This is a genomic window from Idiomarina sp. ST20R2A10, from assembly GCF_051842345.1.
In the GTDB taxonomy this organism is placed as follows: Bacteria; Pseudomonadota; Gammaproteobacteria; order Enterobacterales; family Alteromonadaceae; genus Idiomarina; species Idiomarina loihiensis.
Window position 1 is genome coordinate 695,011 of record NZ_JBNIEY010000001.1, and the last position, 25,916, is coordinate 720,926.

27 protein-coding genes are annotated in these 25,916 nt (G+C 46.4%); 21 read left to right on the forward strand and 6 right to left on the reverse strand.

Annotated features, from left to right (window positions below; all coding sequences use genetic code 11):
- Window positions 1–71 precede the first annotated feature (71 nt).
- The 21 genes from miaB (at window position 72) to ACP7H9_RS03575 (ending at window position 19,748) form a co-directional block, all read left to right on the forward strand.
- Complete coding sequence (gene miaB, locus ACP7H9_RS03475) at window positions 72–1,511, forward strand: tRNA (N6-isopentenyl adenosine(37)-C2)-methylthiotransferase MiaB (RefSeq protein WP_439222172.1); 1,440 nt, start codon at window positions 72–74, stop codon at window positions 1,509–1,511.
- Window positions 1,512–1,526: 15 nt separating this feature from the next.
- Complete coding sequence (locus ACP7H9_RS03480) at window positions 1,527–2,516, forward strand: PhoH family protein (RefSeq protein ID WP_034820212.1); 990 nt, start codon at window positions 1,527–1,529, stop codon at window positions 2,514–2,516.
- Window positions 2,516–3,007: an rRNA maturation RNase YbeY gene (ybeY, locus tag ACP7H9_RS03485; RefSeq protein ID WP_034820209.1), complete on the forward strand. Its 492-nt coding sequence runs from the start codon at window positions 2,516–2,518 to the stop codon at window positions 3,005–3,007. The genes ACP7H9_RS03480 and ybeY overlap by 1 nt, the downstream gene beginning before the upstream one ends.
- On the forward strand, window positions 3,004–3,891 hold the full coding sequence (gene corC, locus ACP7H9_RS03490) for a CNNM family magnesium/cobalt transport protein CorC (RefSeq protein WP_034820206.1): 888 nt from the start codon (window positions 3,004–3,006) through the stop codon (window positions 3,889–3,891). Before ybeY ends, corC begins: the two co-directional genes overlap by 4 nt.
- Window positions 3,891–5,402 carry an apolipoprotein N-acyltransferase gene (gene lnt, locus ACP7H9_RS03495; protein ID WP_110012603.1) on the forward strand — a complete coding sequence of 504 codons (1,512 nt, stop codon included), beginning with the start codon at window positions 3,891–3,893 and terminating at the stop codon, window positions 5,400–5,402. Before corC ends, lnt begins: the two co-directional genes overlap by 1 nt.
- Window positions 5,403–5,490: 88 nt before the next feature.
- Window positions 5,491–5,688 (forward strand): hypothetical protein, encoded by a 198-nt coding sequence (locus ACP7H9_RS03500; protein WP_011234197.1) that lies wholly within the window; start codon window positions 5,491–5,493, stop codon window positions 5,686–5,688.
- Between the two features lie 36 nt (window positions 5,689–5,724).
- On the forward strand, window positions 5,725–8,301 hold the full coding sequence (gene leuS, locus ACP7H9_RS03505; protein WP_439222173.1) for a leucine--tRNA ligase: 2,577 nt from the start codon (window positions 5,725–5,727) through the stop codon (window positions 8,299–8,301).
- 3 nt (window positions 8,302–8,304) lie between these two features.
- A complete protein-coding gene (locus tag ACP7H9_RS03510) occupies window positions 8,305–8,799 on the forward strand; it encodes an LPS-assembly lipoprotein LptE (protein WP_011234199.1) in 495 nt (164 codons plus the stop codon).
- 3 nt (window positions 8,800–8,802) lie between these two features.
- Window positions 8,803–9,885: a DNA polymerase III subunit delta gene (gene holA, locus ACP7H9_RS03515; RefSeq protein WP_439222174.1), complete on the forward strand. Its 1,083-nt coding sequence runs from the start codon at window positions 8,803–8,805 to the stop codon at window positions 9,883–9,885.
- Window positions 9,882–10,511 carry a nicotinate-nucleotide adenylyltransferase gene (gene nadD / locus ACP7H9_RS03520; RefSeq protein ID WP_439222175.1) on the forward strand — a complete coding sequence of 210 codons (630 nt, stop codon included), beginning with the start codon at window positions 9,882–9,884 and terminating at the stop codon, window positions 10,509–10,511. The genes holA and nadD overlap by 4 nt, the downstream gene beginning before the upstream one ends.
- 63 nt (window positions 10,512–10,574) lie before the next feature.
- Entirely contained in the window at window positions 10,575–10,892 is a 318-nt protein-coding gene (rsfS, locus tag ACP7H9_RS03525; protein WP_011234202.1) for a ribosome silencing factor, read from the forward strand.
- A 3-nt stretch (window positions 10,893–10,895) separates the two neighbouring features.
- Window positions 10,896–11,366 carry a 23S rRNA (pseudouridine(1915)-N(3))-methyltransferase RlmH gene (gene rlmH / locus ACP7H9_RS03530; RefSeq protein ID WP_439222176.1) on the forward strand — a complete coding sequence of 157 codons (471 nt, stop codon included), beginning with the start codon at window positions 10,896–10,898 and terminating at the stop codon, window positions 11,364–11,366.
- 8 nt (window positions 11,367–11,374) lie between these two features.
- Entirely contained in the window at window positions 11,375–13,270 is a 1,896-nt protein-coding gene (mrdA, locus tag ACP7H9_RS03535; RefSeq protein WP_439222177.1) for a penicillin-binding protein 2, read from the forward strand.
- The gene (rodA, locus tag ACP7H9_RS03540; RefSeq protein WP_114981539.1) at window positions 13,257–14,375 is read left to right on the forward strand and encodes a rod shape-determining protein RodA; all 1,119 of its coding nucleotides are present in this window, start codon (window positions 13,257–13,259) and stop codon (window positions 14,373–14,375) included. The genes mrdA and rodA overlap by 14 nt, the downstream gene beginning before the upstream one ends.
- Window positions 14,376–14,392: 17 nt before the next feature.
- Complete coding sequence (mltB, locus tag ACP7H9_RS03545) at window positions 14,393–15,364, forward strand: lytic murein transglycosylase B (protein WP_110012610.1); 972 nt, start codon at window positions 14,393–14,395, stop codon at window positions 15,362–15,364.
- Window positions 15,351–16,178, forward strand: a complete 828-nt coding sequence (locus ACP7H9_RS03550; protein WP_011234207.1) for a septal ring lytic transglycosylase RlpA family protein — start codon at window positions 15,351–15,353, stop codon at window positions 16,176–16,178. Before mltB ends, ACP7H9_RS03550 begins: the two co-directional genes overlap by 14 nt.
- A gap of 62 nt (window positions 16,179–16,240) precedes the next feature.
- Complete coding sequence (locus ACP7H9_RS03555; protein ID WP_011234208.1) at window positions 16,241–17,398, forward strand: D-alanyl-D-alanine carboxypeptidase family protein; 1,158 nt, start codon at window positions 16,241–16,243, stop codon at window positions 17,396–17,398.
- A 12-nt stretch (window positions 17,399–17,410) separates the two neighbouring features.
- Window positions 17,411–17,677 carry a DUF493 family protein YbeD gene (ybeD, locus tag ACP7H9_RS03560; protein ID WP_011234209.1) on the forward strand — a complete coding sequence of 89 codons (267 nt, stop codon included), beginning with the start codon at window positions 17,411–17,413 and terminating at the stop codon, window positions 17,675–17,677.
- Window positions 17,678–17,721: 44 nt separating this feature from the next.
- Window positions 17,722–18,387, forward strand: coding sequence for a lipoyl(octanoyl) transferase LipB (gene lipB / locus ACP7H9_RS03565; RefSeq protein ID WP_114981540.1), 666 nt, complete (start codon window positions 17,722–17,724; stop codon window positions 18,385–18,387).
- Complete coding sequence (gene lipA, locus ACP7H9_RS03570) at window positions 18,371–19,339, forward strand: lipoyl synthase (protein WP_016341310.1); 969 nt, start codon at window positions 18,371–18,373, stop codon at window positions 19,337–19,339. Before lipB ends, lipA begins: the two co-directional genes overlap by 17 nt.
- A 16-nt stretch (window positions 19,340–19,355) precedes the next feature.
- Window positions 19,356–19,748, forward strand: coding sequence for an MAPEG family protein (locus ACP7H9_RS03575; RefSeq protein WP_011234212.1), 393 nt, complete (start codon window positions 19,356–19,358; stop codon window positions 19,746–19,748).
- Here ACP7H9_RS03575 and ACP7H9_RS03580 read toward each other — a convergent pair.
- The 6 genes from ACP7H9_RS03580 to rbfA form a co-directional block, all read right to left on the reverse strand.
- On the reverse strand, window positions 19,716–20,873 hold the full coding sequence (locus ACP7H9_RS03580) for a peptidase (protein ID WP_114981541.1): 1,158 nt from the start codon (window positions 20,871–20,873) through the stop codon (window positions 19,716–19,718). The genes ACP7H9_RS03575 and ACP7H9_RS03580 overlap by 33 nt on opposite strands.
- A gap of 11 nt (window positions 20,874–20,884) precedes the next feature.
- Window positions 20,885–21,769 (reverse strand): lipoprotein NlpI, encoded by an 885-nt coding sequence (nlpI, locus tag ACP7H9_RS03585; RefSeq protein WP_114981542.1) that lies wholly within the window; start codon window positions 21,767–21,769, stop codon window positions 20,885–20,887.
- Between the two features lie 124 nt (window positions 21,770–21,893).
- Complete coding sequence (gene pnp / locus ACP7H9_RS03590) at window positions 21,894–24,044, reverse strand: polyribonucleotide nucleotidyltransferase (RefSeq protein WP_114981543.1); 2,151 nt, start codon at window positions 24,042–24,044, stop codon at window positions 21,894–21,896.
- Between the two features lie 180 nt (window positions 24,045–24,224).
- Entirely contained in the window at window positions 24,225–24,494 is a 270-nt protein-coding gene (gene rpsO / locus ACP7H9_RS03595) for a 30S ribosomal protein S15 (protein WP_011234216.1), read from the reverse strand.
- 97 nt (window positions 24,495–24,591) lie between these two features.
- The gene (truB, locus tag ACP7H9_RS03600; RefSeq protein WP_114981544.1) at window positions 24,592–25,524 is read right to left on the reverse strand and encodes a tRNA pseudouridine(55) synthase TruB; all 933 of its coding nucleotides are present in this window, start codon (window positions 25,522–25,524) and stop codon (window positions 24,592–24,594) included.
- Window positions 25,524–25,910 carry a 30S ribosome-binding factor RbfA gene (gene rbfA / locus ACP7H9_RS03605; RefSeq protein ID WP_034820154.1) on the reverse strand — a complete coding sequence of 129 codons (387 nt, stop codon included), beginning with the start codon at window positions 25,908–25,910 and terminating at the stop codon, window positions 25,524–25,526. The genes truB and rbfA overlap by 1 nt, the downstream gene beginning before the upstream one ends.
- Window positions 25,911–25,916: the final 6 nt, after the last annotated feature.

Consider the following 25,916-nt stretch of genomic DNA (forward strand, 5'->3'; position numbering starts at 1 on the left):
AACTTGGCAATCTGCTCCAATACGCGATAAAATAAGCGCCTTATACGAAATCCATCAACCATCGAGTGGTCATGAGTAAGAAGTTATATATCAAAACCTGGGGTTGCCAGATGAACGAGTACGATTCCACCAAAATGGCGGAATTGCTCCACTCAACCCACGGCTACGATGTTGCCGAAGAAGCCGAAGATGCCGATCTCATTCTTTTGAACACCTGTTCCATCCGCGAAAAAGCGCAGGAAAAGGTTTTTCACCAGTTAGGTCGCTGGAAAAACCTGAAAAAGAACAATCCGAATTTATTGATTGGTGTTGGTGGCTGCGTTGCTTCTCAGGAAGGCAATGAAATACGTGCCCGCGCGCCTTTTGTCGATATTATCTTTGGCCCTCAAACCTTGCACCGCTTACCGGAAATGGTGAATCAGGTCAGCGAGACTCATGCGCCTATGGTTGACGTCTCTTTTCCTGAAATTGAAAAGTTTGACCGTTTAGCCGAGCCTAAAGCCGACGGTGCCAGTGCTTTTGTCTCTATTATGGAAGGCTGCAGCAAATATTGCTCATTCTGTGTTGTGCCTTACACTCGTGGTGAAGAAGTCAGTCGCCCGGTTGATGATGTCATTTATGAAATTGCACAACTGGCGGAACAAGGCGTCCGTGAAGTAAACCTGTTAGGACAAAACGTTAACGCCTATCGCGGTGAGCATTACGACGGCGAAGTGTGCCGCTTTGCTGAATTGCTGCACCTGGTTGCGGCAATTGATGGTATTGACAGGATTCGCTACACCACATCGCATCCGGTTGAATTTACAGACGACATTACCGAAGCCTATAAAACCATTCCGGAGCTGGTCAGCCATTTACACTTACCAGTACAAAGTGGTTCAGACCGTATATTGACCATGATGAAGCGTGGTCACACGGCGTTGGAATACAAATCGAAAATTCGCGCCTTGAAAAAAGCGCGCCCTGATATCGCCATGTCATCCGATTTTATCATCGGTTTCCCCGGCGAAAGCGATGCCGATTTTGAAGCAACCATGGATCTTATCCAGAGCATTGACTTCGACATGAGCTTCAGCTTTATTTATAGTGCTCGCCCGGGAACGCCAGCGGCTGATTTACCTGACGACATTAGTGAAGAAACCAAGAAAAAGCGGCTTCAGCTATTACAGCAACGTTTGAACCAACAGTCTATGGCGCACGCTCGTCGTATGCTGGAGACGGAGCAACGCATATTGGTTACCGGACCATCGAAAAAGAACCCGATGGAGCTTACCGGACGCACTGAAAACAATCGGGTTGTAAATTTTGTTGGTCAACCCCATATGATTGGACAGTTCGTTGATGTACGTATTACCGAAGTTCTTCCTAACTCGCTACGCGGTGAGTTAATTCGGGAAGAAGCCGATATGGGGCTTCGTGTAGATACGGCACCAGAAATTATTTTGCAAAGAGGAAAATCGAGCGAGCCAGATGAATTAGGCGTTGCTCGAATGCCTCGACAAGCCAGTTAAGTAAAGAGGAAACGATTGAGTCCACAAACACAGACACTTGATTTTGAACTAGAGCCGGCGGATTCACGTCGGCTTTCCAATCTCTGCGGGCCTTTAGACGAAAATCTGAAGCATGTAGAGCGTCGCCTGGGCGTTGAAATAACGCACCGCGGTCATCAATTTCAACTGATAGGCCACGCTGCCAGCGTTGCAGCCGTGCACAAATTGTTGCTCGACCTCTACGTTGAAACCGCAACCGTAAAAGGCAAAGAAGGCCAAATTGAACCCGAACAAGTGCACCTGGCTATTCAACAGGCAAAAGTTCTTGAGCAAAGCAACGATCAAGGCGACCCTGCCGCTGAAAAAATGACTCACATTAAAACCAAACGCGGCTTAATTAAGCCTCGGAATCATAATCAGGCTGGTTATGTTCGCGCCATTCTGGCTCATGATGTGAATTTTGGTATTGGACCGGCCGGTACCGGTAAAACTTATCTGGCGGTAGCTTGTGCAGTAGATGCATTGGAACGTCAGGAAGTGCGCCGTATTCTATTGACTCGACCGGCAGTGGAAGCGGGTGAAAAACTCGGTTTCTTACCGGGAGACTTAGCTCAGAAAGTAGACCCCTATTTGCGCCCTCTTTATGACGCTTTATTTGAAATGCTCGGCTTTGAAAAAGTTGAAAAACTCATTGAACGCAACGTTATTGAAGTGGCTCCGCTGGCTTACATGCGCGGACGTACACTGAATGACGCCTTTATAATCCTGGATGAAAGCCAGAATACCACTTGTGAACAGATGAAAATGTTCCTGACCCGTATTGGTTTTAATTCACGAGCTGTTATTACCGGCGACATCACTCAGGTTGATTTGCCCCGGGGCCAACGCTCAGGATTAAGGCACGCCATTGAGGTACTAAATAAAGTCACGGACATCAGCTTTACCTTCTTTCAGGCCGGTGATGTCGTACGCCACCCCGTAGTGCAGCGTATCGTTCAAGCCTACGAGGAATTTGATAAAAACTAATGGCTGATTTAACACTGGATTATCAACTGGCTGACGGTATTACTAATGCTCCAGAGGAAAACGCTGTTCATAACTGGGTCTCGGCCACTCTGGATTACCTGAAAAAAGATGATAAAGCGGTTGAGCTAACGGTGCGCATTGCTGCATCAGAAGAAGCTCAGCAGCTTAATAATGAGTTCCGCAATAAAGATTACGCCACCAATGTTTTGTCTTTCCCATTCAATAGCCCGGTAGAATTACCCGTCACTTTGTTAGGTGATTTGGTTATCTGTCAGAGCGTCGTTGAACGTGAAGCTGAAGAGCAACAAAAGTCAGCCATCGACCACTGGACGCATATGGTGATACACGGTACTCTCCACCTATTAGGTTACGATCATATTGAAGACGACGAAGCCGAAGAAATGGAACAAATTGAACGTAACATCTTAGCGAGTCTGGGAATATCAGACCCGTATCAAACCGCAGACAACATGGAGCTTAACACTCAATGAGCGACGACAACCCCCACTCAGCCAACGGCTCATCGGGAAAATCCTGGGCAGCGAGACTGCTGCAAGCATTCGCTGGTGAGCCGAAAAGCAGAGAAGAACTCGTCGATTTGATTCAGGACGCCGAAGACCGCGACCTGATAGACAACGATACCAGAGAAATGATTGAAGGCGTGCTCGACGTCGCTGAACTTAAAGTCCGTGACATTATGATCCCGCGCTCACAAATGGTCACCATTGATATCCACCAAGGTGTAGACGAATTCCTGCCTATCGTTATCGATTCTCAACACAGTCGTTACCCGGTTGTTACTGACAATAAAGATCACGTTGAGGGTATTCTGTTAGCAAAGGATTTGCTCAGCTACGGCTTTAATATGACCGATGAAGCCTTTTCACTGGACAAAGTTATGCGCCCGGCGGTTATTGTTCCGGAGAGTAAGCGCGTTGACGTATTGCTCAAAGAGTTCCGTTCCAACCGCTATCATATGGCGATTGTCGTTGATGAATACGGCGGAGTGTCTGGTCTGGTCACTATTGAAGACATTCTGGAAGAAATAGTTGGCGAAATTGAAGACGAAACTGATGCTCATGGTAACGACGAAAAGACCAATATTCGTCGTCTTAGCCCAAGCCGTTATTCGATAAAAGCTTTAACTACCATTGAAGATTTTAACCAATACTTTGACACCAACTTCAGTGATGAAGAACACGATACCGTTGGTGGCCTGGTCGCACACGGCTTTGGCCATTTACCGCAGGCAGGTGAAGAAGTGACGCTTGGCAACATGACCTTCCGGGTCACTAATGCAGATAAAAGACGTATTCAGCAACTGCAAGTCAGTCTCGACTCTGATACCGACACCTCGCCGGAGTCTGCACAGTAATGATGAAGCATTCAGGAAGCGTTACGCGCTCTTTGCTATTAGTGATTTGCGGCGCTCTCCTGACGCTGTCTTATTCACCTTTTCACTGGCATTGGCTGCCGTTTATCATACTGCCTATAGTGGTAAGACTGATATGGCCCCTCGCCCCTAAACGTGCATTCAGAGCGGGCTTTGTCTTCGGCATGGGTTGGTTCGGTGCCGGTTTAAGCTGGATTTACGTTAGCATCGATCAGTATGGTGGTGTTCCGGTTCCGGTTACGCTGCTTCTATTAGTACTACTCTTTGCTTATTTAGCACTGTTTCCTGCAATTGCATTTTGGTGTTGGCAGAAGCTCTCTCATCGTAAATTTGCCTGGCGCTTCAGCCTGCCTTTCTTTTGGCTTATTGCTGAGCTACTCAGAGGCTGGCTATTCACGGGCTTCCCCTGGCTAAGTCTCGGCTACAGCCAAACTGATGGTATTTTCGGTGGGTTGGCTCCGGTTATTGGTGAAACCGGTATTACGGTGGCTCTTTGGTTTACTGCCATTACTTTGGTTCTGGCGCTAAGATTCAAAAAGCCGGCGTCGCTTTTAATTCCACTTGTTTTTCTCACTTGCGCTGTCGTATTTCCTAAAATACAACCCACAGAGAGAAAAGCAGAATCTATGTCGGTATTGCTGGTACAGGGCAACATCCAACAGTCATTAAAATGGCAGGCTGAACAGCAATGGCCGAATATTCTGCGCTACCTTGATTTAACCCGTCCCAAGTTTAACCACGATCTGGTTATTTGGCCTGAATCCGCTATAACGGCACTTGAGCCCTACGCGAGTGATGTCCTCAATACAGTAGAACAGTCTGCGAGCATGAACGGCTCAGCCTTAATTACCGGTATTATTGACTACGACAGATTAAACGACGATTTTTACAACTCGGTTATAGTGCTGGACGAAGAAAGCTACAGTTACGGCAATGCTAACCGCTACCAAAAACATCAACTGCTGCCCATAGGGGAATTTGTTCCCTTTGAAGACCTTTTACGCCCGCTGGCTCCGTTATTTAACCTCCCAATGTCGTCATTTAGCCGCGGGGGATACCAACAACCTAACCTTAAAGCTAACGGTAGTAACCTGGCCATGGCAATATGCTATGAAATAGCTTTTGCAGGGCAAGTTCGTAGCAATACCTACGACGATACCGACTATCTGGTGACCATTAGCAATGACACATGGTTTGGTGATTCACACGGCCCCTGGCAACACATGCAAATAGCGCGGATGCGTGCAATGGAGCTTGGCAAACCCTTATTGCGGGCAACGAATAATGGTGTCACAGCTGCCGTTGACGAACATGGCCAATATATAGAGCTGGCTCCGCAGTTTACCGCAACAGCATTATCTGCCGATGTTTATCCGGTTAGTGGTTCAACGTTATTTAATAAAATTGGTAACTGGGGAGCTATAATTCTGGCTCTGTTTGGCTTGTTACCTGTAATCGCTACAAAACGTACTAAGAAACACGCTCAGACATAGTCATCGGGCGCGAAAATCAGTACACTATAAAGGCTTAGCAGAACTATTCTGTTGCTGTTCTTTTCCATTTTTTCACAGGGATCTCATTATGGAAAATATATTTGACGCTATTCTTTTTGCTGTGCTTATTGCTGCAGGTGGTCTGGGACTCACTTCCTGGCTCATGTTGTTCGCCATTGATAAGTCAGAGCCTGCCGAAGTCAAACAACGCGCTGTTTTTGAAAACGGTTTTTTTGGTCTGGCCGGCATAGTCGTTGTACTTCTTATGTGGTACGCAATTAGCTAAACCGATATTTAAATTCAAACGGAATCAGCAGGAATTATGCAAGAACAATACAATCCGAGCAAAATCGAATCTGCCATGCAAAAACGCTGGCAGGAACAAGACGTATTTACGGCAAAGGAGCAGCCGGGCAAAGACAAGTTCTACTGCCTGTCTATGTTCCCCTACCCTAGCGGAAAGCTGCACATGGGGCATGTTCGTAATTATACTTTAGGTGATGTCATTAGCCGTCATCAGCGTATGCTCGGAAAGAATGTTATGCAACCTATGGGCTGGGATGCCTTTGGGCTACCTGCTGAAAATGCCGCTATACAAAATAAAACGGCACCGGCGAAATGGACTTATCAAAATATCGATTACATGCGCGAGCAGTTAAAAAGCTTAGGTTTTGGCTACGACTGGAACCGTGAGCTCGCGACTTGCTCGCCGGATTATTATCGCTGGGAACAATGGTTCTTCACTAAGCTTTATGAAAAAGGCCTGGTGTATAAGAAGAATGCGACGGTCAACTGGGACCCGGTAGACCAGACGGTGTTGGCCAATGAGCAAGTCATTGACGGCCGAGGCTGGCGTTCAGGTGCCAAAGTAGAACAAAAAGAAATTCCTCAGTGGTTTATTAAAATTACCGATTACGCTGAAGAGTTATTGAATGACCTTGAGCAACTGGATGGCTGGCCAGAACAGGTCAAAGCGATGCAACGTAACTGGATCGGCCGCTCAGAGGGTGTCGAAATTGACTTCAAGGTCGCCTCCTCGGAGCAGACTTTACGCGTTTATACCACCCGTCCGGACACACTTTACGGTGTTACCTACATGGGCGTTGCAGCACAGCATCCTTTAGCTACGGAAGCCGCTAAAACGAATCCTGAACTGGCTAAATTCATTGAGGAGTGCAAAAACAGCAAAGTTGCAGAAGCTGATATTGCCACCATGGAAAAGCTGGGTATGGACACCGGTATTAAAGCCGTTCACCCAATGACCGGCGAAGAAATTCCGGTGTGGGTCGCTAACTTTGTTTTAATGGATTACGGTTCCGGTGCCGTTATGGCCGTGCCTGCACATGACCAGCGCGACTGGGAGTTTGCAACGAAATACCAGTTGGAAATTCGCCCGGTAATTGAACCTCTTAGTGGCGATAGTGACATTGAAAAAGCAGCCATTACTGAGAAAGGTACCGTTATTAACTCGGGGCCGTATAACGGCATGAGCTCGGCTCAAGCCTTTGACGCTATTGCAACCGAGCTAAAAGAGAAAGGCATTGGTGAGCGTAAAATAAACTACCGTTTGCGCGACTGGGGGGTATCTCGTCAGCGTTACTGGGGAACTCCAATTCCAATGCTGAATCTGGAAAATGGTGAGTCCGTGCCAGTGCCGGAAGATCAGCTACCGGTTAAACTGCCTGAAAATGTCGTTATGGACGGTGTGAATTCACCGATAAAATCCGACCCTGAATGGCGTAAAACAGAATATAACGGCCAGCCGGCAGAACACGAAACCGATACCTTCGACACCTTTATGGAGTCGTCGTGGTACTACGCTCGTTACTGCAGCGCACAAACTGATGATGCGATGCTGGATCCAGAAAAAGCCAACTATTGGCTACCGGTCGATCAATATATTGGTGGTATTGAACACGCCATTTTGCATTTGCTGTATGCCCGTTTCTTCCATAAGTTACTGCGCGATACTGGCTTAGTGGAATCTGACGAGCCATTCAAGCGTCTTCTGTGTCAAGGCATGGTACTGGCGGACAGCTATTACCGCGAAGATGAAAAAGGCGGTAAGCAGTGGGTGTCACCTCTTGAAGTTGACATTGAGCGTGACGACAAAGGTGCCATCGCCGGAGCTAAACATAAGCAAGACGGCCAGCCGGTTAATATCGGCGGCATGAGCAAAATGTCAAAGTCTAAAAATAACGGTATTGACCCGCAAACCATGGTTGAACGCTATGGCGCGGATACCGTACGGTTATTTATGATGTTTGCCGCACCACCGGAAATGACGCTGGAGTGGTCAGACTCTGGTGTTGAAGGTGCGCAACGCTTTTTACGCCGTCTATGGAAACTGACTTACGACTTAAATAACGCCGGCGGCGCTTGTTCAGGTCAAAGCTTAAATGCAAACCAAAAGCAGCTGCGTCGCGAGTTGCATAAAACCATCGCTAAAGTCAGCGATGACATGGGACGCCGCCAGCACTTTAATACAGCAATAGCAGCCATTATGGAGCTGCTCAACCACTTACAAAAAGCGCCATTGGAAAGCGAAGCGGACCGTCAGGTATTAGCTGAGTCTATCGATGCGATGGTTCGTATGCTTGCGCCTATCACACCGCATATCTGTGAGCAATTATGGCAGGAGCTGGGGCATCAGGAGCCGCTGTCTTTCGCTGACTGGCCGGCCGTTGACGAAAGTGCGTTGGTTGAAGACGAAAAACTGATTGTGGTGCAAATTAATGGCAAGGTTCGAGCCAAATTAACCGTACCGGCCGACGCTTCCGCGGAACAAGTTGAGCAAATTGCTTTTGATGAAGAAGCTGTACAAAAGCATACTGAGGGCAAAGACGTTCGTAAGAAAATCTACGTGCCCGGAAAAATTCTCAATATTGTTGTTGGATAACCTATGCGCGTTACCTTAAACCTTGTACTCACCCTGCTGCTGATAGCCACTCTTAACGGGTGTGGCTTTCAGCTGCGTGGAAACTACCAGCTACCGGAAACGTTGCAGGCGGTTTCTCTGCAAAGCCATGTTTCAAAAGAATTAAGTGAGCATATGGAGCAGCGCTTTATTCATTCGGGGATCCAGGTATCTAAAGCGGAACAGCCTGTTGTTGTTCGGCTTCTTTCAGATAAGTTAGAGCGAAGAACATTGTCGTTGTTTGAAAGTGGCCAGGTTGCAGAATACGAGCTTTTGTATCAGGTCAATTATCAGTTGTTCAACAACGAAAAACTGCTACTTGAGCGAACGGTTGAAGTCGCGCGGGACTATCAGGACGACCCTAACTTTGTATTGGCTAAAACCCGCGAACGGGAAATGCTGGTCGATGAAATGAGAGCCGAAGCGTCACGCCTTATTTTGCAACAAATCATATCCGAAATGTCGGAATCGAATTCCTAGCCAATGCAAACTATCTACCCTGAAAAGCTCGAACACTTCCTGCAACAGAATGGGATCCCCCCTGTCCTGCTAGTGTTTGGTGATGACCTTTTACTCAGGAACGACGCGCTGGCTAGTATTCGAAAAAGCTTAGCCAGTGATGACCTCGAGCGGGTGCATTGGTTACAAAGTAAAGACTTCGACTGGCAGCAACTGTCTGCCGGTGAGCAGTCAATGAGCCTGTTTGGCAATATGCGGCTGGTTGAGCTGGAATTGCCCGAAAACAAACCCGGTCGGGACGGTTCTGCCGCATTGACCGAATACGCAAAGAATCAGGCCGACAGCGAAATTCTGGTTGTTATTGGCGACCGGTTAAAAAAAGAGACCCAAAACAGTCGCTGGTTTAAAGCACTGGCAGAACGCGGTCCGCTGGTTCGCACCCAAAGCCCGGATAAGTCACAGTTGCCCGCCTTTATTCACCAGCGTGCTCAGCGTTATCAACTCACTCTCGTCGCGGGTGTCCCGGAAAAGTTATCAGACTGGTTTGAAGGAAATTTACTTGCTCTGGATCAGGAACTCAGTAAATGGCAATTGCTGAGCAACGATGGTGTCATTACGGAAGACTTTCTGAAAAGCTCCATTGATGATGTCAGCCGCTTTAGTGTGTTTGCGCTGCAGGAAAGTATCCAGCAGCAAGATTTCGAAGGTGCGTTGCATCGCCTCGAGCGCTTACTGGACGAAGAAAATGACTTTCACAGGCTTATCTGGATTTTGCAGCGCGAAGTACAATTGCTAACAGCGTTGCAAAAAGCTAAGCAGACACAAACCGATACAAACGCGCTTTTCCGTCAATTTATGATTTGGCCTAATCAGCAACCGGGGTATCACCAGCGCGCAAATCAATTGAGCCAGCAAACTCTATTGAGTGCACAGCAACTCATTGAGAGAATAGAAGCGGCGCTTAAGCTCGATAGCGGCGAATCTCCTCTTACATTGACAACACATCTACTCAGTTTACTTTGCTGCAATAATGCCAACGCCATTAATGACGGACTTTCGGTATTTAATCACGGCATTGAACCGAACGAAAAATTTATTCAGCTATGATACGCGCAATTTTTGGCGGCACATTCGACCCTATTCATAACGGGCACCTGGAAACAGCAGCCGCTCTGGTAAAAGAGCTCGATATTTCCACTTTAGCGCTGATGCCAAGCGCGGTACCGCCCCATCGTCCGCAGCCGGATGCCAGCCCCGGGCAGCGGTTGGACATGGTTAAACTTGCGTCTCAACAGCACACGGCTTTCACCGTCGAGGACTGGGAGTTAAGACAGAATAGACCTTCCTTTACCGCCAATACATTAAGTGAATTTAAAACCCAATTTCCTGATGACACCCTACTTTTTGTGATGGGGATGGATTCATTAATGAGTCTTCATCGCTGGCATCAGTGGCGCCAGCTTATTGAGTACGCTCACCTTGTCATTATGCCAAGAGCCGGGGTTCCTTTTAACCCTCAGAATGATGAGTTGAAAGAGTTTATTTCAGCGCATATGACCCGCGATAGAAACACCTTAAATGAACAACGCCAGGGGTTGCTTTATATTGCAGAAACTCCAATGGTCGATGTTTCCGCCACTGAACTCCGGAAGCAACTTCAAAAACGTGAAAAAAACCTACCACTGCCTTCCGATGTTTATGACTATATAAGACGACATCAGCTGTATTTGTAACTGAACACTTTTCCTAATTTCTGTTAAACTTCGGGTTTTAATCCTTAAATCGGAGAAAATCTTTTGCAGGCAGAAGAATTGCGTGAATTTGTCATTGATAAAATCGATGATCTTAAAGGTCGTGACGTTCAAATTTTAGATGTTCATGATAAAACCGACGTTGTTGATTACATGATCATCTGCTCTGGCAGCTCGAAAACGCATGTAAGAAGCATTGCTGAACATGTGGCTACAGAAGCAAAACATGCTGGCACGCCACCTATTGGTGTAGAAGGTGGAGAACAGTCGGAATGGGTTTTAGTTGATCTTGGTGATGTTGTTATACATGTAATGCAGGACAGCATCCGCGACTTCTATCAATTAGAAAAACTCTGGGGCTAGTCAGTGCAAATTCAATTACTCGCCGTTGGCACAAAAATGCCCACGTGGGTTACTGAAGGCTTTAACGAATATAAAAAACGGTTCCCGGCGGATTGTAAGCTAGTGCTGCATGAAATAGCGGCCCAAAAACGAACGCGTAAAGCAGATTTAAACCGCGTTATGCAACAAGAAGGTAAATTGCTGCTGCAAGCAATACCCAAAGGGAACCGAATTGTCACTTTAGAGGTCACAGGTCAGGCCTGGGACACGCCTAAGCTTGCTCAGCAATTAGAGAAGTGGCAAATGGACGGCAGAGATGTCACTCTATTAATCGGCGGGCCTGAGGGCCTTTCTGATGAATGCCTGGCGGCAGCTGAGCAACGCTGGTCTTTGTCTAAATTAACATTGCCCCATCCGGTGGTCAGGTTAATCGTCGCAGAAAGTCTTTACCGGGCATGGAGCCTGAATAACAATCATCCGTACCATAGAGAATAAGAATAATAATGCGTCACCGCACCCACATACGTGATCATGATTCCGAAGCGGCCGTTTTTGGACGACGCGTGCTTGTTGCTATGGTGATTGTTGTGGCGGTTTTTATAGCTCTGGCATCGAACATGTATCACTTGCAGGTAAGTGAACACAATGAGCTTCAAACGCGCTCTAACGATAATCGGATAAAATTACTTCCCCTGGCGCCGAATCGAGGCTTAATTTATGACCGCAACGGTATTTTGTTAGCGGAAAACACACCAATTTACAGTCTTGATGTTACCCCGGAAGAAATCGGCAACCTTGAGCAGACTCTAAGTCAACTTCAACAGTTGCTCGAATTCCCCGACAGCACTATTGAACGCTTTTACCGAAACCTAAAAAACCAACGGCGTTTTAATAATGTTCCCTTACTTGATGAGCTGAATGAAAAGCAACTCGCGGTTTTTGCAGCTCAACAACATAAGTATCCCGGAGTGAGTATCGAAGCTCGTTTAATCCGGAACTATCCGCATAAAGAGTTACTGACTCATGCCGTAGGTTACGTTGCAAAAATCAACCGTCGTGATGTCGAGAAACTACGTGAAAGCGGCGAGTTACCTAATTACGCCGCCAGCCGGACAATCGGAAAGCTCGGCATCGAAAGATACTACGAGAAAGACCTGCATGGCGAGGTCGGTTATCAGAGTGTTGAGGTTAATAATCGCGGACGTGCGGTAAGAACTCTGAGTATTGAAGCTCCCAAGCCCGGGCAGGATATCATCTTAGAACTCGACCTTGAGTTGCAAAGAAAAGCTGCCGAGTTACTGGGGGAGCAACGCGGTTCTATTATATTAATGGATGCCACCACCGGTGGGATATTGGCTATGGTAAGCACTCCCAGCTACGATCCAAACTGGTTCGTCAATGGTATTTCCGTTAAGCAATATCAGTCGTTACTGAATTCAACCCAGAGCCCACTGCTTAACCGCGTTACTCAGGGAGCATACCCTCCGGCCTCAACGATTAAACCTCAGATAGGTTTACTTGGATTAGAAGATGGCACCATTGAAGAAGATACTCGCATATGGGACCCCGGCTGGTTTGAAATAAAAGGCGTTGACCGACGCTATCGCGACTGGCTGGCCTGGGGACACGGTTGGGTTGACGTAGAAAGAGCCATTACTGAAAGCTGTGATACATTTTATTACGATTTAGCTCTGAAACTCGGCGTCGATAAGATATCCGGTTTTATGACCCAGTTTGGTTTTGGCGAAAGAACAGGCATCGATATTCACGAAGAAGTCTCTGCATTAATGCCATCTCGTGGTTGGAAAAGAGCGCGTTTCGGTCAGCCCTGGTATGCGGGCGAAACTCTTTCTGTCGGTATTGGTCAGAGTTACTGGACGGCAACACCTATGCAACTAGCCGTTGCAACGGCCATGGTTGCAAATAAAGGTGAGCACCTTATTCCCAGGCTGCTTCGCGGTAAAATACAAGACGGTGTATTTGAAGAAGCTTTAATCGCCCACCGGGAAAAATTGACCTTATCCGATAGCAGCAACTGGGAAGTTATCACTAAAGGGATGCGTAACGTCAACATGTCACCCAAAGGTACAGCGCATAGAGCGTTTAAAGACGCGCCCTACTCGTCGGCAGGCAAAACCGGAACAGCTCAGGTCAGAAGCCTCGGACAGGAAGAGGAATATAATGCAGAAGATATCGCCGAGCGCTATCGCGATAATGCGATGTACGTGGGTTACGCTCCGGCAGAGGATCCTGAAGTTGTTGTTGTGGTAGCAATAGAAAACTCTCTTGGGGGCGGCGGAAGTGTCGCCGCACCGGTAGCAAGAAAAATATTAGACGTCTGGCACACCCGATTTAACAATGGCAAAAAACAGCAGGAAGAAACAAATGCTGACAACTGAAGAACGCCAAAGAAGTCCGCTACTGAAAAAACTGCATATTGATGGGCCACTGCTGATTCCTTTGGTTGTGCTCTCAGTTCTTAGTTTATTTGTTATTTACAGCGCTGCCGGGCAGGATCTGGAGGTCGTAGAAAGGCAGTCGATACGTATTGGGTTATCGTTTGTTGTACTTTTTGTAGTTGCACAAATTCCACCACGTGCCCTGTCACGCTTTGCGGTGCCAGCCTTTGGTGCCGGGGTTCTGCTGCTAGTGGCCGTACTTGTTTTCGGGGAAATGGGGAAAGGCGCTCAACGGTGGCTGGATATAGGCCCTTTAACCATACAGCCGTCAGAAATAATGAAACTTGCCATGCCCCTTATGCTGGCCTGGTATATGAATCAACACCCTATTCCGCCCTCCATTTATCGATTGTTTGGCGCTTTAGTGCTGGTGATTATTCCAACCTTACTCATTGCCCGACAACCCGACTTAGGGACTTCTCTGCTGGTTGCCTGCGCTGGACTTTTCGTTATATTTTTGGCTGGACTAAGCTGGAAGTTAGTTACCGCCGCGGCTATTTCTGCTGCGGCTTTTACCCCTGTGCTCTGGTTTTATCTTATGCACGACTACCAGCGTCAAAGAGTGCTCACTTTTTTAAACCCCGAGCGTGATCCTCTCGGTTCCGGTTACCACATTATTCAGTCAAAAATTGCCATCGGCTCAGGCGGCATTGATGGTAAAGGCTGGCTTCAAGGAACTCAATCTCAACTTCAGTTTCTACCAGAACGTCACACCGACTTTATTTTTTCTGTTTTTAGTGAGGAGTTCGGCCTTACCGGAGTTATCCTTCTGCTTGCCTTGTACGGCTTTGTTATTTTACGAGGCCTAATTATTGCTCTACAAACCCAGGATATCTTTTGTAAATTACTGGCCGGTTCATTAACACTCACCTTCTTTGTTTATGTCTTTGTAAATATTGGTATGGTTTCAGGACTATTGCCAGTGGTTGGGGTACCATTACCTTTAATCAGCTATGGTGGCACGTCGATGGTGACACTTATGGCCGGCTTCGGCATGCTCATGTCAATTGCGACCCATCATCGCTTAGTTATGAAAAATGGCTAAAAAAACAGGGAAACTATATGCGCACCTTATTAGGATTAGCGTTGCTAACCGCAACAAGCAGCTTTGCTGCAAATGCTCAGGAGCAGAGCCCTGAGGTTGAAGATTTTATTCAGCAGCAAGTTGAGCAGCACAAGCTGGACGAAGAGCAAGTTCGCCAATGGCTTTCGACAGCTCGGAAAAACGACGAGGTTCTTGAAGCCATTCAGCGTCCATGGGAAGCCAAGCCCTGGTATCAATACTACCCAATTTTCTTAACTGAAAAACGCTTAGAAGCGGGCGTTAAGTTCTGGAAAAAACATAAAGAAACGCTGGAACGTGCAGAAGCTGAATACGGTGTACCTGCTCAAATCATAGTTGCAATCATTGGCGTCGAAACCTTTTATGGCAATTATATGGGGAAATATTCCGTTCTGGATTCACTCTACACTTTAGGCTTTCATTACCCCCCCCGTTCAAGTTTCTTCCGTTCCGAACTTAGCGAATTCTTTCAGTTAGCATCTGAAGAAGGTTGGGACGTAGCCGAAGCAAAAGGTTCCTACGCCGGTGCTATGGGTTTCGGTCAGTTTATTTCCTCCAGCTATCGGCATTACGCGGTGGACTTTGACAACGACGGACAAAGAGACATTTTGACGAATCCGGTCGATGCTATCGGCAGTGTGGCTAATTATTTTGCAGAACATAAATGGCAGCAAGGCCAACCTGTAGCACAGCCTCTTGGTAATGAACAAGACTGGAAAGCGTTAGTCAGCGACGGTATGAAACCCAATACCACGCGTTCCGAAATTAAGCGTAAAGGCTATGAACTTCCGCAGCATAAGGCGGTTAATAATGGTACCGAGGTCAGAGTATTTGAGTTTGAAACAGAAAACGCTCATGAATACTGGCTGGGATACGACAACTTCTATGTGATTACCCGGTATAACCACAGTCCACTTTACGCGATGGCTGTCTACCAGTTTAGCGAGCAACTGAAAAATGAAGTGCAGTAATTTATCCACCTTAATGCTGAGCGTGTTTTTGCTCAGTAGTTGCTCCAGCGGTCCCTCCGGCCGATACTCTCAGCATGAAGACAGTGCTCCGACTCGTTTACCTACTGAGTCGGAGTTACGCAGTGCCGTTCCCGTACATGAGCCTATCAGTCCTCAGGGGAATCGGGACTATCGGGTCTTAGGCAATAATTATGAGGTAATGGACAGTGCGGTAGGGTATGTCGAGGAAGGTTATGCCTCCTGGTATGGAAATAAATTTCATGGGCATCTGACTTCGAATGGTGAATATTATGATATGTACAGTATGTCAGCGGCTCATACCCGGTTACCTCTGCCTACTTATGTAAAAGTCACTAACTTGAACAACGACCGTACCGTCACTGTTAGAGTAAATGATCGCGGGCCATTCCATCCTGAACGTATTATCGACTTGTCATTTGCGGCGGCTTATAAGTTGGGTATGTTGGATAGTGGTACAGCCCCGGTTAGAGTTGAAGCCATTAATTTAAAAACGCCAATGCGAGTCGAAGATCAGTCTGCCCCGGGAAGCCAATCGAATTATCATATTCAATTGGTGGCTTCATCAGATATTAACCGTTTATCGCAGTTAAAACGCAACCTGCCGCCCAAGTTCCAGGAAATTGCAACTACAGAGAAAACGGATGGTCTACATAAATTAATGCTGGGTCCGGTTTCAGAACAGAAAAGCTACGATTTACTCGAGCAAATACGATCTTCCGGATACCCTCAAGCTTTTCGCGTAAAGGCGGCGCAAAGTCAGACGGATACTCCTGACGCTGTGCAACAAAACTGATATAATTCGGCCTCTTTACGCATTTGATTCACTTTTTGACCGATAAGATAAAGATAATCCCAATGAAAAAAATTTGTCACCTTTTTACTGCCGTAACCCTATTATTCAGCTCAGCAAGCTTCGCCGCTCAGTCATTAGTTCCCGATGCGCCGTCGGTTAATGCGAAAGCCTATATTCTTATCGATCACACTACTGGCAAAGTGTTAGCAGAAAATAATTCCCGTGAAAGCCTGCCCCCGGCCAGCCTGACCAAAATGATGACCAGCTATATTATTGGTAAAGAAATGCTAGCTGGCCGCATTAGCGAGAAGGATATTGTTACTGTAAGCGAAAATGCCTGGGCCAAAAACTTCCCTGAGTCATCCAAAATGTTTATCGAAGTTGGCAAAGAGGTCAGTGTTAAAGAGTTAAACCGTGGCATCATTATTTCCTCTGGTAACGACGCCTGTGTTGCAATGGCTGAACATATTGCGGGAAGCGAAGACGCTTTCGCTGGGTTAATGAATAATTATGCTGAACAAATAGGCATGAAGGACAGTCACTTTGCGAACAGTCACGGGCTGCCTGATTCTGAGCAATACGTCTCCGCTCGTGATATGGCCACGTTAGCAAGTGCTTTAATAAATGAGACTCCTGACGAATATAAACTCTACTCAGAAAAGTCTTTTACCTACAATAATATTAAGCAATACAATCGCAACTCATTGCTATGGGATCGGAGCTTGAACGTCGATGGCATTAAAACCGGCCATACTAATGAAGCGGGTTATAGCTTGGTTTCTTCCGCCGTTGAAGACGGAACCCGATTAATTGCTGTGGTTATGGGAACTAACAGTGAACAAGCGCGTAAAGTTGAAAGCAAAAAACTGCTTAACTACGGATTCCGTTATTTCGAAACCGTAAAAGCATATTCTGCCGGCGAAAGCTTCATTTCCCAACGTATTTGGGGTGGAGATTTAGATGAAGTCGAGCTGGGTATTAGTGAAGATGTCGTTATCACCTTACCTAAAGGTCAACGTGATAAATTAAAAGCTAACTTTGAGCTTGATGAGCAGCTACAGGCACCGCTTTCCAAAGGTCAGCATGTAGGCACAGTTTACCTTCAGCTAAATGGCGAAGATGTAGCTTCATTTCCGCTGGTAACCTTACAAGCTGTCGAAGAAGGTGGATTCTTCAAGAAGATGATGGACTATATAAAACAGCAGTTTACTGAAGAATAAAGGTTTAGATAGATGCAAAAAACTCGTTTTGACGAACTGGTCGATTTCCCCTGTCACTTTACTTTTAAAGTGATGGGGGTTGCTAGTGACAGCCTTCCTGATCAGGTTGTGGAAGTTTTACAAGAGCATGCTCCGGGCGACTACAGTCCTTCCGTAAAGCCCAGCAGCAAAGGCAACTACCACTCAATTTCTGTTGCTGTGCGTGTCGAAAGCCAGCAGCATATCGAAATATTGTATCGTTCACTCTCAGATATCGAGGACGTTCGCTACGTTCTGTAGCGGCAGGACTAGCCGTTGTTGCTGACAAACGTTATAATGGCGGCATGAACGATACCCTAATTATCCGTGAATTGGGCAGGCAGCCATACGAACCCGTATGGCATGCTATGCAAGAATTCACTGACCAACGCGACGAACATACTGCCGACGAGCTGTGGGTGGTCGAGCACGATCCTGTATTCACTCAAGGACAGGCGGGAAAAGCTGAGCATATTCTCGCTCCGGGTGATATTCCGGTTATCCAGGTCGACAGAGGCGGACAGGTTACCTATCACGGTCCGGGTCAGCTTGTTATTTATTTCCTTCTTAATATCCGTCGTCTTAATTATGGTGTCCGTCAACTCGTTAACCACATTGAAAACACCGTCATTGCAACCCTTTCCGACTACGAAATTGATGCCAAAGCGCGTCGAGACGCTCCTGGAGTTTATGTAAATACAGATAAAATTTGCTCTCTGGGACTGCGTATTCGTAAAGGCTGTTCTTTCCACGGATTGGCCTTGAACGTCAATATGGATATGGAACCTTTTTCCCGAATAAACCCTTGTGGTCTTTCGGGCATAAAAATGATTCAAACTAAGGATCTCAATGGTCCTGATAGCTTTAGTGAAGCGGCTGATGCAGTGATAAAACACTTTACCAGCTCTCTTTCCTACAGCAACATTCTTCAACAAACGGGACTCGCTCAAGATTATGTCAAAGCCAGTTAGAGTTGAACCTGGTGTCAAAATGCGTGACGCCGATAAAATGGCACTGATACCAGTACAAATTATTCCCACCGAACGCGATCAGATGTTGCGTAAGCCGTCGTGGCTGAAGGTGAAGTTACCTTCTTCAACTGAGCGTATTGATGAAATTAAGCAAGCAATGCGCAGCCATGGTTTGCACTCTGTTTGTGAGGAAGCATCCTGTCCAAATTTACCGGAATGTTTTAATCACGGTACAGCCAGTTTTATGATCCTGGGCGACATCTGTACACGTCGTTGCCCATTCTGTGACGTTGCTCACGGTCGCCCTCTTCCTCCCGATCCGGAAGAAGCTGAAAAGCTGGGCAAAACCATCCGCGACATGAAAGTAAAGTATGTCGTAATTACATCGGTTGACCGTGATGATTTACGCGACGGCGGTGCTCAGCACTTTGCGGACTGTATTCGTGAAATTCGTGAGCACAGTGAGAACAACATTCAGGTAGAAGTGCTGGTACCGGATTTTCGTGGTCGTATGCAGGTTGCAATCGATATTCTCAAAGGCGAGGCGCCTGACGTATTTAACCACAACCTTGAGACCGTGCCACGCCTGTATAAGGCAGCTCGTCCTGGTGCAAATTACCAGTGGTCTTTAGACTTGCTGCAAAAATACAAAGAAGTTCGGCCGGATATCCGGACTAAGTCGGGACTTATGGTCGGCCTTGGCGAAACCAAAGAAGAAATACTGGAAGTCATGAAAGATCTTCGTGCGCACGATGTCGACATGTTGACTATCGGACAGTATTTGCAGCCTAGCCGCCACCATATTCCGGTAGCACGCTACGTGCACCCCGACGAGTTTGAAGAGCTGCGTGTTGCTGGTGTCGAAATGGGCTTTAGCCACATTGCCAGTGGACCGCTCGTACGCTCGTCTTATCATGCTGATTTACAGGCAGCAGGCGAAACCGTACGTTAATTAAGGAATAGTGACCATGAGCCTTTTATTGTGGTGTTTACTCATTGCCGGAGTCTTGCCAATTTTGGCTAAGGCACCTGTGGTTTACTTTCAGAACCGCGATAACGGTTATGACAATAAACATCCCAGAGCTCAACAGCAACGGTTACTTGGGCGTGGAGCCCGGGCCGTTGCCGGTCACTATAATGCCTATGAAGCTTTCCCATTATTTGCCGCAGCAGTATTGGCAGCCCTGGCAACTTCTCAGATCACTGACCGAATTGAATTTTTAAGCATTTCATTTATTGTACTTAGAGTGCTCTATCACATTGCTTATTTAAGCAACTATGACAAACTTCGTTCACTTATTTGGTTTCTGGCAACACTCTGCCCAGTGCTAATTCTGGCGCAAGTCGCTATTAGCGTCTAAATCAAAAGCGTTAGTTTTTTGCTCCAGCAATCTTAAGTAGATTTCTGGCCATAGTTTGGTGTCGTGCCGCTCCATAGCGGTTCTAGTATTAACAGGGCGCCATGCTTGTCTGTCATCTATAGCGTTACAGGTATCCGCTTTAAAAAGGCCGACAACGGCTTCCCCAGAGCTTCCTAAACGCCACTTCCCTTGCTTCTTAATCGCAATATCTTGCCAGGAACTGAGTTCATCTTTCCACGGTAGCCTTTGATAAATCGCTTTGATCTGCTGGGCTGAATACTCATTATGAGCTTCTGTCACAATAATATTCAGACTGTCATGGTCATAATAGCCGTAACAAAACTTCTGGGCGAGTACTTCTGACATTTCGTATTCATCAGCGAACCCCATCCAGTGTCCTAGCTCATGTTGAATAACCGCTTCTGAACTGTCAGTCGTTAAAGTCAGTGTCTGACTATTGGCACTGGCAATGCCTTCTTCGGCTAATATTACCTGCCTATCAAAACTTTTTTCAAAATGACAACTTGCCCGTTTTCTCTGCGTATCGGTTACACAAGATAAGTTTTCGTCCAAAGTAAAGCTAACGCACCAATTCTGAGTATCAAAAGGTGCATTTTGTACCGCGGACAAAAAGTTAAGATAACGTCGTTTTTCCCCAGAATCCGCTGCAACGACATTAATTTCCATATCACACTGACCATTATTCTTATAGCGTTCAATCAATTCAAGCTTGCTCTGCAACCAAGGTTCTCTCGAATCGCCCCAGCGGTTCTGCCATTGATTTATTGATGTTTTCTGATCGGTTAATTCAGCACTAGCTACCTGCCGTTGAGCCGCCGGGTCACCAGCAGCAACGGCCAGTTCAAGCCAGGTGTCATTTGCTCTCGGAAATTCGTCAATTAAACTTTCTATGGCCGGGAAATAATGCTGCTTTGCCGACCGCTGCCACCAATAATAAGCAGCGGTACGGTTATCAAGTTTCCAGTGATGATTTGCCAGTTGATTTTGTGCCTGGGCATTACCCTGATGCGCTAACCTGCTGAGCTCTTGTTGGTGGTTATGAACCTGATGAGACCACCCACTTAAAGCAAGCAGAAACAACACAATTAAGAGTCCGGCTTTCACTCCTTTTCTCTTTAACGACTAAGTAACGATTCACGAATACGGGTTAACTCAACCGACGCATAACGGTGTTCAACGAAGCCATACACATTGGTCATTAGAGCCAATTTAAAATAGTTAACAGCCTGCAGTTGCTCTCCTTTCATTTGCATGTATTTGCCAAGGTAAAAATAGGCTTCACACAAACGTTCAGTCAGCTTTTCCGACTCGCCTAAGTTACGAGTCATACGTTGTAAAAACTCTTCTTCAGAAAGTTTCTCGGCATACAGTTGTACAATCTGATACCCCCAGTCGGACTTATCCAGTTTCTCAGCGTTTTGCTTCAGACTTTCTTGTGCCAGTTCAGCATCATTTTCATGTTCGGCGAGAAACAGCCAAATAACACGATAAGGATCATCGGGTTCTTTTTCCAGATGGTATTCTAAGTCTTCCTGAGACAGTTTCGTTCTGGCGTCGTAATACTCAGCTATACCACGGTTCAAATAGGCGTAGCGATGTTCGGGGTTTAGTTCAATTGCTGAATCAAAAGCCTCGTAGGCGTAATCAAACTCTTCTAATTGCGTATATTGAATCCCTAAGAAATTATACGCATCGGCCAGTCTAGGGTTATATTCTAAAGCCCGGGTAAAATCCATTCTCGCAAGAGTTCTTAAGCCTACTGCATCGTATAGCGCGCCGCGACGGTAGTATAACTCTCCGCGCTGTTCTTCGGTTAAGTCTTCTCTTAACATTTGCGCAATGCGTGCCAGCTCAATTTCATAGCGAAATTCAGCCCGCTCAGGCTCAGCGAGTACCACAGTATCAGGTAACTGGTTAAATGAACTTTGCGAGGCACACCCCGTCATGGCGCCTAATAACAACAAAGCTCCAATGAACCTAACACTTCTGCGCTCTTGCATAATTTTATCCTTAAATAAACACTGGCCTCTATTACAGCACATTCAACGCCATTCAGGCAAAAAGCAGACATAAAAAAACCCCGTTTAAACGGGGTTTTCAATAAAGCTGAGAAAATCTTTACGATTATTCTTCGCTTTTGGTTTCTTCTTCAGCTGCTGGCTCTGCCGGCGCTTCAGTTGCTGGTTCTTCTTTTTTCTCAGCTGCTTCTTTCATGCTTAAACGCACGCGGCCCTGACGGTCAATTTCCAGTACTTTAACCGGAACAACATCACCAACTTTCAGGTATTCGTTTACGTCGTTAACACGTTCTTCTGCAATTTGAGAAATGTGTACTAAGCCATCTTTACCTGGCAGAACAGTAACAAAGGCACCGAAGTCTACGATACGCGCTACTTTACCCTGGTAAATTTTGCCAACTTCAACGTTAGCCGTTAACTGCTTGATTTTCTCAATAGCGGCATCGGCATCAGCCTGGTCGCTTGCTGCAACTTTAATAGTACCGTCGTCACCAATCTCAATGTTGGTATTAGTTGACTCAGTCAGCTCGCGAATAACCGCTCCGCCTTTACCGATAACGTCTTTGATCTTGTCCTGATCAATTTTGATGGTGGTAAAGCGAGGTGCATAAGTAGACAGCTCTTCACGGTGACCGCCTATAGCTTCGTCCATCACTTTCAGAATGTGTAAGCGAGCTGATTTAGCCTGCGCTAATGCACTTTCCATGATGTCACGAGTGATACCATCAATTTTAATGTCCATTTGCAGCGCAGTAATACCATCGGTGTTACCGGCTACTTTAAAGTCCATATCACCTAAGTGATCTTCGTCACCAAGGATATCAGACAGAACAACATGCTTGTCGCCTTCTTTGACCAAGCCCATAGCAATACCCGCTACAGAAGACTTGATTGGCACACCCGCATCCATCAACGCCAGTGAAGAACCACAAACTGAGGCCATTGAACTTGAACCGTTTGATTCAGTAATTTCTGAAACCACACGAATAGTGTATGGGAATTCGTCGTGGCTAGGCATAACAGCCTGAATACCACGCTTAGCCAAACGACCATGACCAATTTCACGACGTTTCGGCGAACCAACCATACCCGTTTCACCAACACAGTATGGAGGGAAGTTATAATGCAGCATGAAGCGATTCGTGTTCATACCAGTCAGCTCATCAATCATCTGAGCATCACGGTCAGTACCTAAAGTCGCAGTTACCAACGCCTGAGTCTCACCACGGGTAAACAATGCTGAACCGTGAGTACGCGGTAATACACCAGTCGCCACACTAATAGCACGAACCATGTCAGGGTCGCGGCCATCAATACGCTTTTCACCAGCAATAATACGGCTACGGACAATATCACTTTCCAGATCGTGGAAGATTTTGCCGGCTTCTTCTAAATCGACATTTTCATCTTCAGCAGTCAGCTTCTCGACCATCTGCTCTTTAACCTGGTCAAGCTTACCTTTACGTTCTGCTTTGTCGGTAGTGCGGTAGGCTTCGCCAATACCTTGCTCTGCCAATTCACGTATTTTAGTCTGCAAACTTTCATCTTTTGCAGGTGCCTGCCAGTCCCACTTCTCTTTGCCTGCTTCTGCAGTAAATTCAGTAATGGCTTTGATAACGTCCTGCATTGCTTCGTGACCATACATAACGGCACCAAGCATTTGGTCTTCAGACAGCAGTTCAGCTTCTGATTCAACCATTAAGACAGCTTTATCAGTACCAGCAACCACAAGGTCCAGCTTCGAGTTTTCTAACTCATCTGCGGTTGGGTTTAATACATATTCATCGTTCACGACACCAACACGAGCTGCACCGATTGGGCCTGCGAAAGGAACACCAGAAATAGACAGTGCTGCTGAAGTACCAATTAAGGCAACAATATCAGGATTAATTTGAGGGTTTACAGAAACAACAGTTGCAACAACTTGCACTTCGTTCATGAAACCATCAGGGAATAATGGGCGAATTGGACGGTCGATTAAACGACAAGTCAGAGTTTCATTTTCGCTTGGACGGCCTTCACGCTTAAAGAAGCCACCTGGAATTTTACCGGCTGCGTAAGTTTTCTCTTGGTAATTTACCGTTAATGGAAAAAAGTTTTGCCCTTCGCGAGCTTCTTTTTTCGCAACCACAGTGACCAGGACTGTTGTGTCATCGATGCTGGCAAGCACAGAAGCAGTCGCCTGACGTGCTATTACGCCAGTTTCTAAAGTGACTGTGTGCTGACCGTACTGAAATTGTTTAGTTATTGGATTCACGTTGCTTTCCTTTACCTTCAAAATATAGAGTATCCGGATTGATACTCGTCTTCTCTCTTTATTTATCTCATCGCATAGTATAGGGGAATTGTGACGAAATTAAGACCCATAAGCCTAAAAAAGAATACAAAAAAAGGGCCTGAAGGCCCTTTTAATTTTATTCTTTTCAGAACGTTTGTCTTAGCGACGGATGCCAAGACGTTCTACGATAGCTACGTAACGTTTTTCGTCTTTACGCTTCAGGTAATCAAGTAGCTTACGACGACGGCTAACCATACGTAGCAGACCACGACGTGAGTGGTGATCTTTCTTATGTTCTTTAAAGTGGTCTTGTAATTCAGCCAAGTTTTTAGTTAAAAGCGCAACTTGCACTTCAGGAGAACCGGTATCGTTCTCGCCTTGGCCAAATTCTTTTAAAATCTCAGCTTTCTGTTCAACAGTTAGTGACATGCTAACTCCTAAGTTTTGTCAAAATGATCGACGCCAATCACTAATTCAGCATCGATATGAAGGCGGCGATTATACTCGTCAGCCGCCGTAAAAACAACTATAAATCCACATGCTCCCGCGCAATAACCCGACGCGGCCATAATTCCGCATTTTTCACCCGTGCAACACCAAGAAATAGCGAGTTTTCTGTGGCAACGCGCCATTCTTCTGCGTCATTTCCATTTTGCTCAGGTAAAGGAATCGGCTGTCCATGCAAAAAGTCGCGAGTTTGCGCTTGAGTCACTGTTACCTCTGGCAATTGTCCCAGTAGCAAATCAGCCGGATGCAATAACGCATCGAGACCTTCATAGCCCTCTTCTGCTAACGTTTCCAGTTGTTCCAGGGTCACCATAGCGGCTTCAGCTATGTCGGCTACTGCGTTACGGTGTAGCATGGATACGTGAGCACCACAGCCTAATAACTGACCCAGGTCATCAACTAAAGTACGAATATAGGTACCTTTGCTGCAACTCACTTGCAGGGTCACTTTATTGTCCTGAATATCCAGCAGTTCGATAGAGTGGACGGTGATTGTGCGCGTTTTTTTCGGTACTTCAATGCCTTGCCGCGCATAATAATATAATGGACGGCCTTCGTGCTTCAGTGCCGAATAAATAGAGGGAGACTGTTCCTGTTCACCAATAAACTGCTTTATTGCATCGGCAACCTTAGCGGCATCAACTGCAACCTGCTTTTCCTCAACCACTTCGCCTTCGGCGTCACTGGTGGTTGTTCTTACCCCCAGCGTAGCTTCAACCCGGTAGGCTTTATCGGCATCCAACAGATATTGCGAGAATTTGGTCGCCTCTCCGAGACAAACTGGCAGAATACCGGTTGCCAGAGGATCCAGCGCACCAGTATGACCGGCTTTTTGTGCATTATACAGGCGCTTAACACGCTGCAGGGCATGGTTTGAACTCATGCCCTGCGGTTTATTCAATAATACTACGCCCGTGAGAGCACGGCCTTTGCGTAGACGAGCTTTAGACATTAATCGTCTCCGCTGTTTTCGCTGCTTTTCTTATCTCGTTCACGAGCTTCCGCAACCAATTTGCCCATACGAATCCCTTCATTTAAAGAAGCGTCGTGCTGAAATTTTAGTTGCGGAACAATGCGTGCTTTGATGCGCTTACCCAATAAAGATCGAATGAAGCCTGAGGCTTCATTCAACACTTTTAACGCCTGCTTAATTTGCTCAGGGTCATCCTGGAAAAAGGTAACAAACACTTTGGCATAAGCTAAGTCACGAGAAACTTCCACGTCGGATACTGTGACCATGCTAACGCGAGGATCTTTTATCTCACGTTGCAGGATCATAGCGATTTCTCGTTGTAGCTGATGCCGTACCCTTTCGGTACGGCTAAACTCTTGAGCCATAAATTC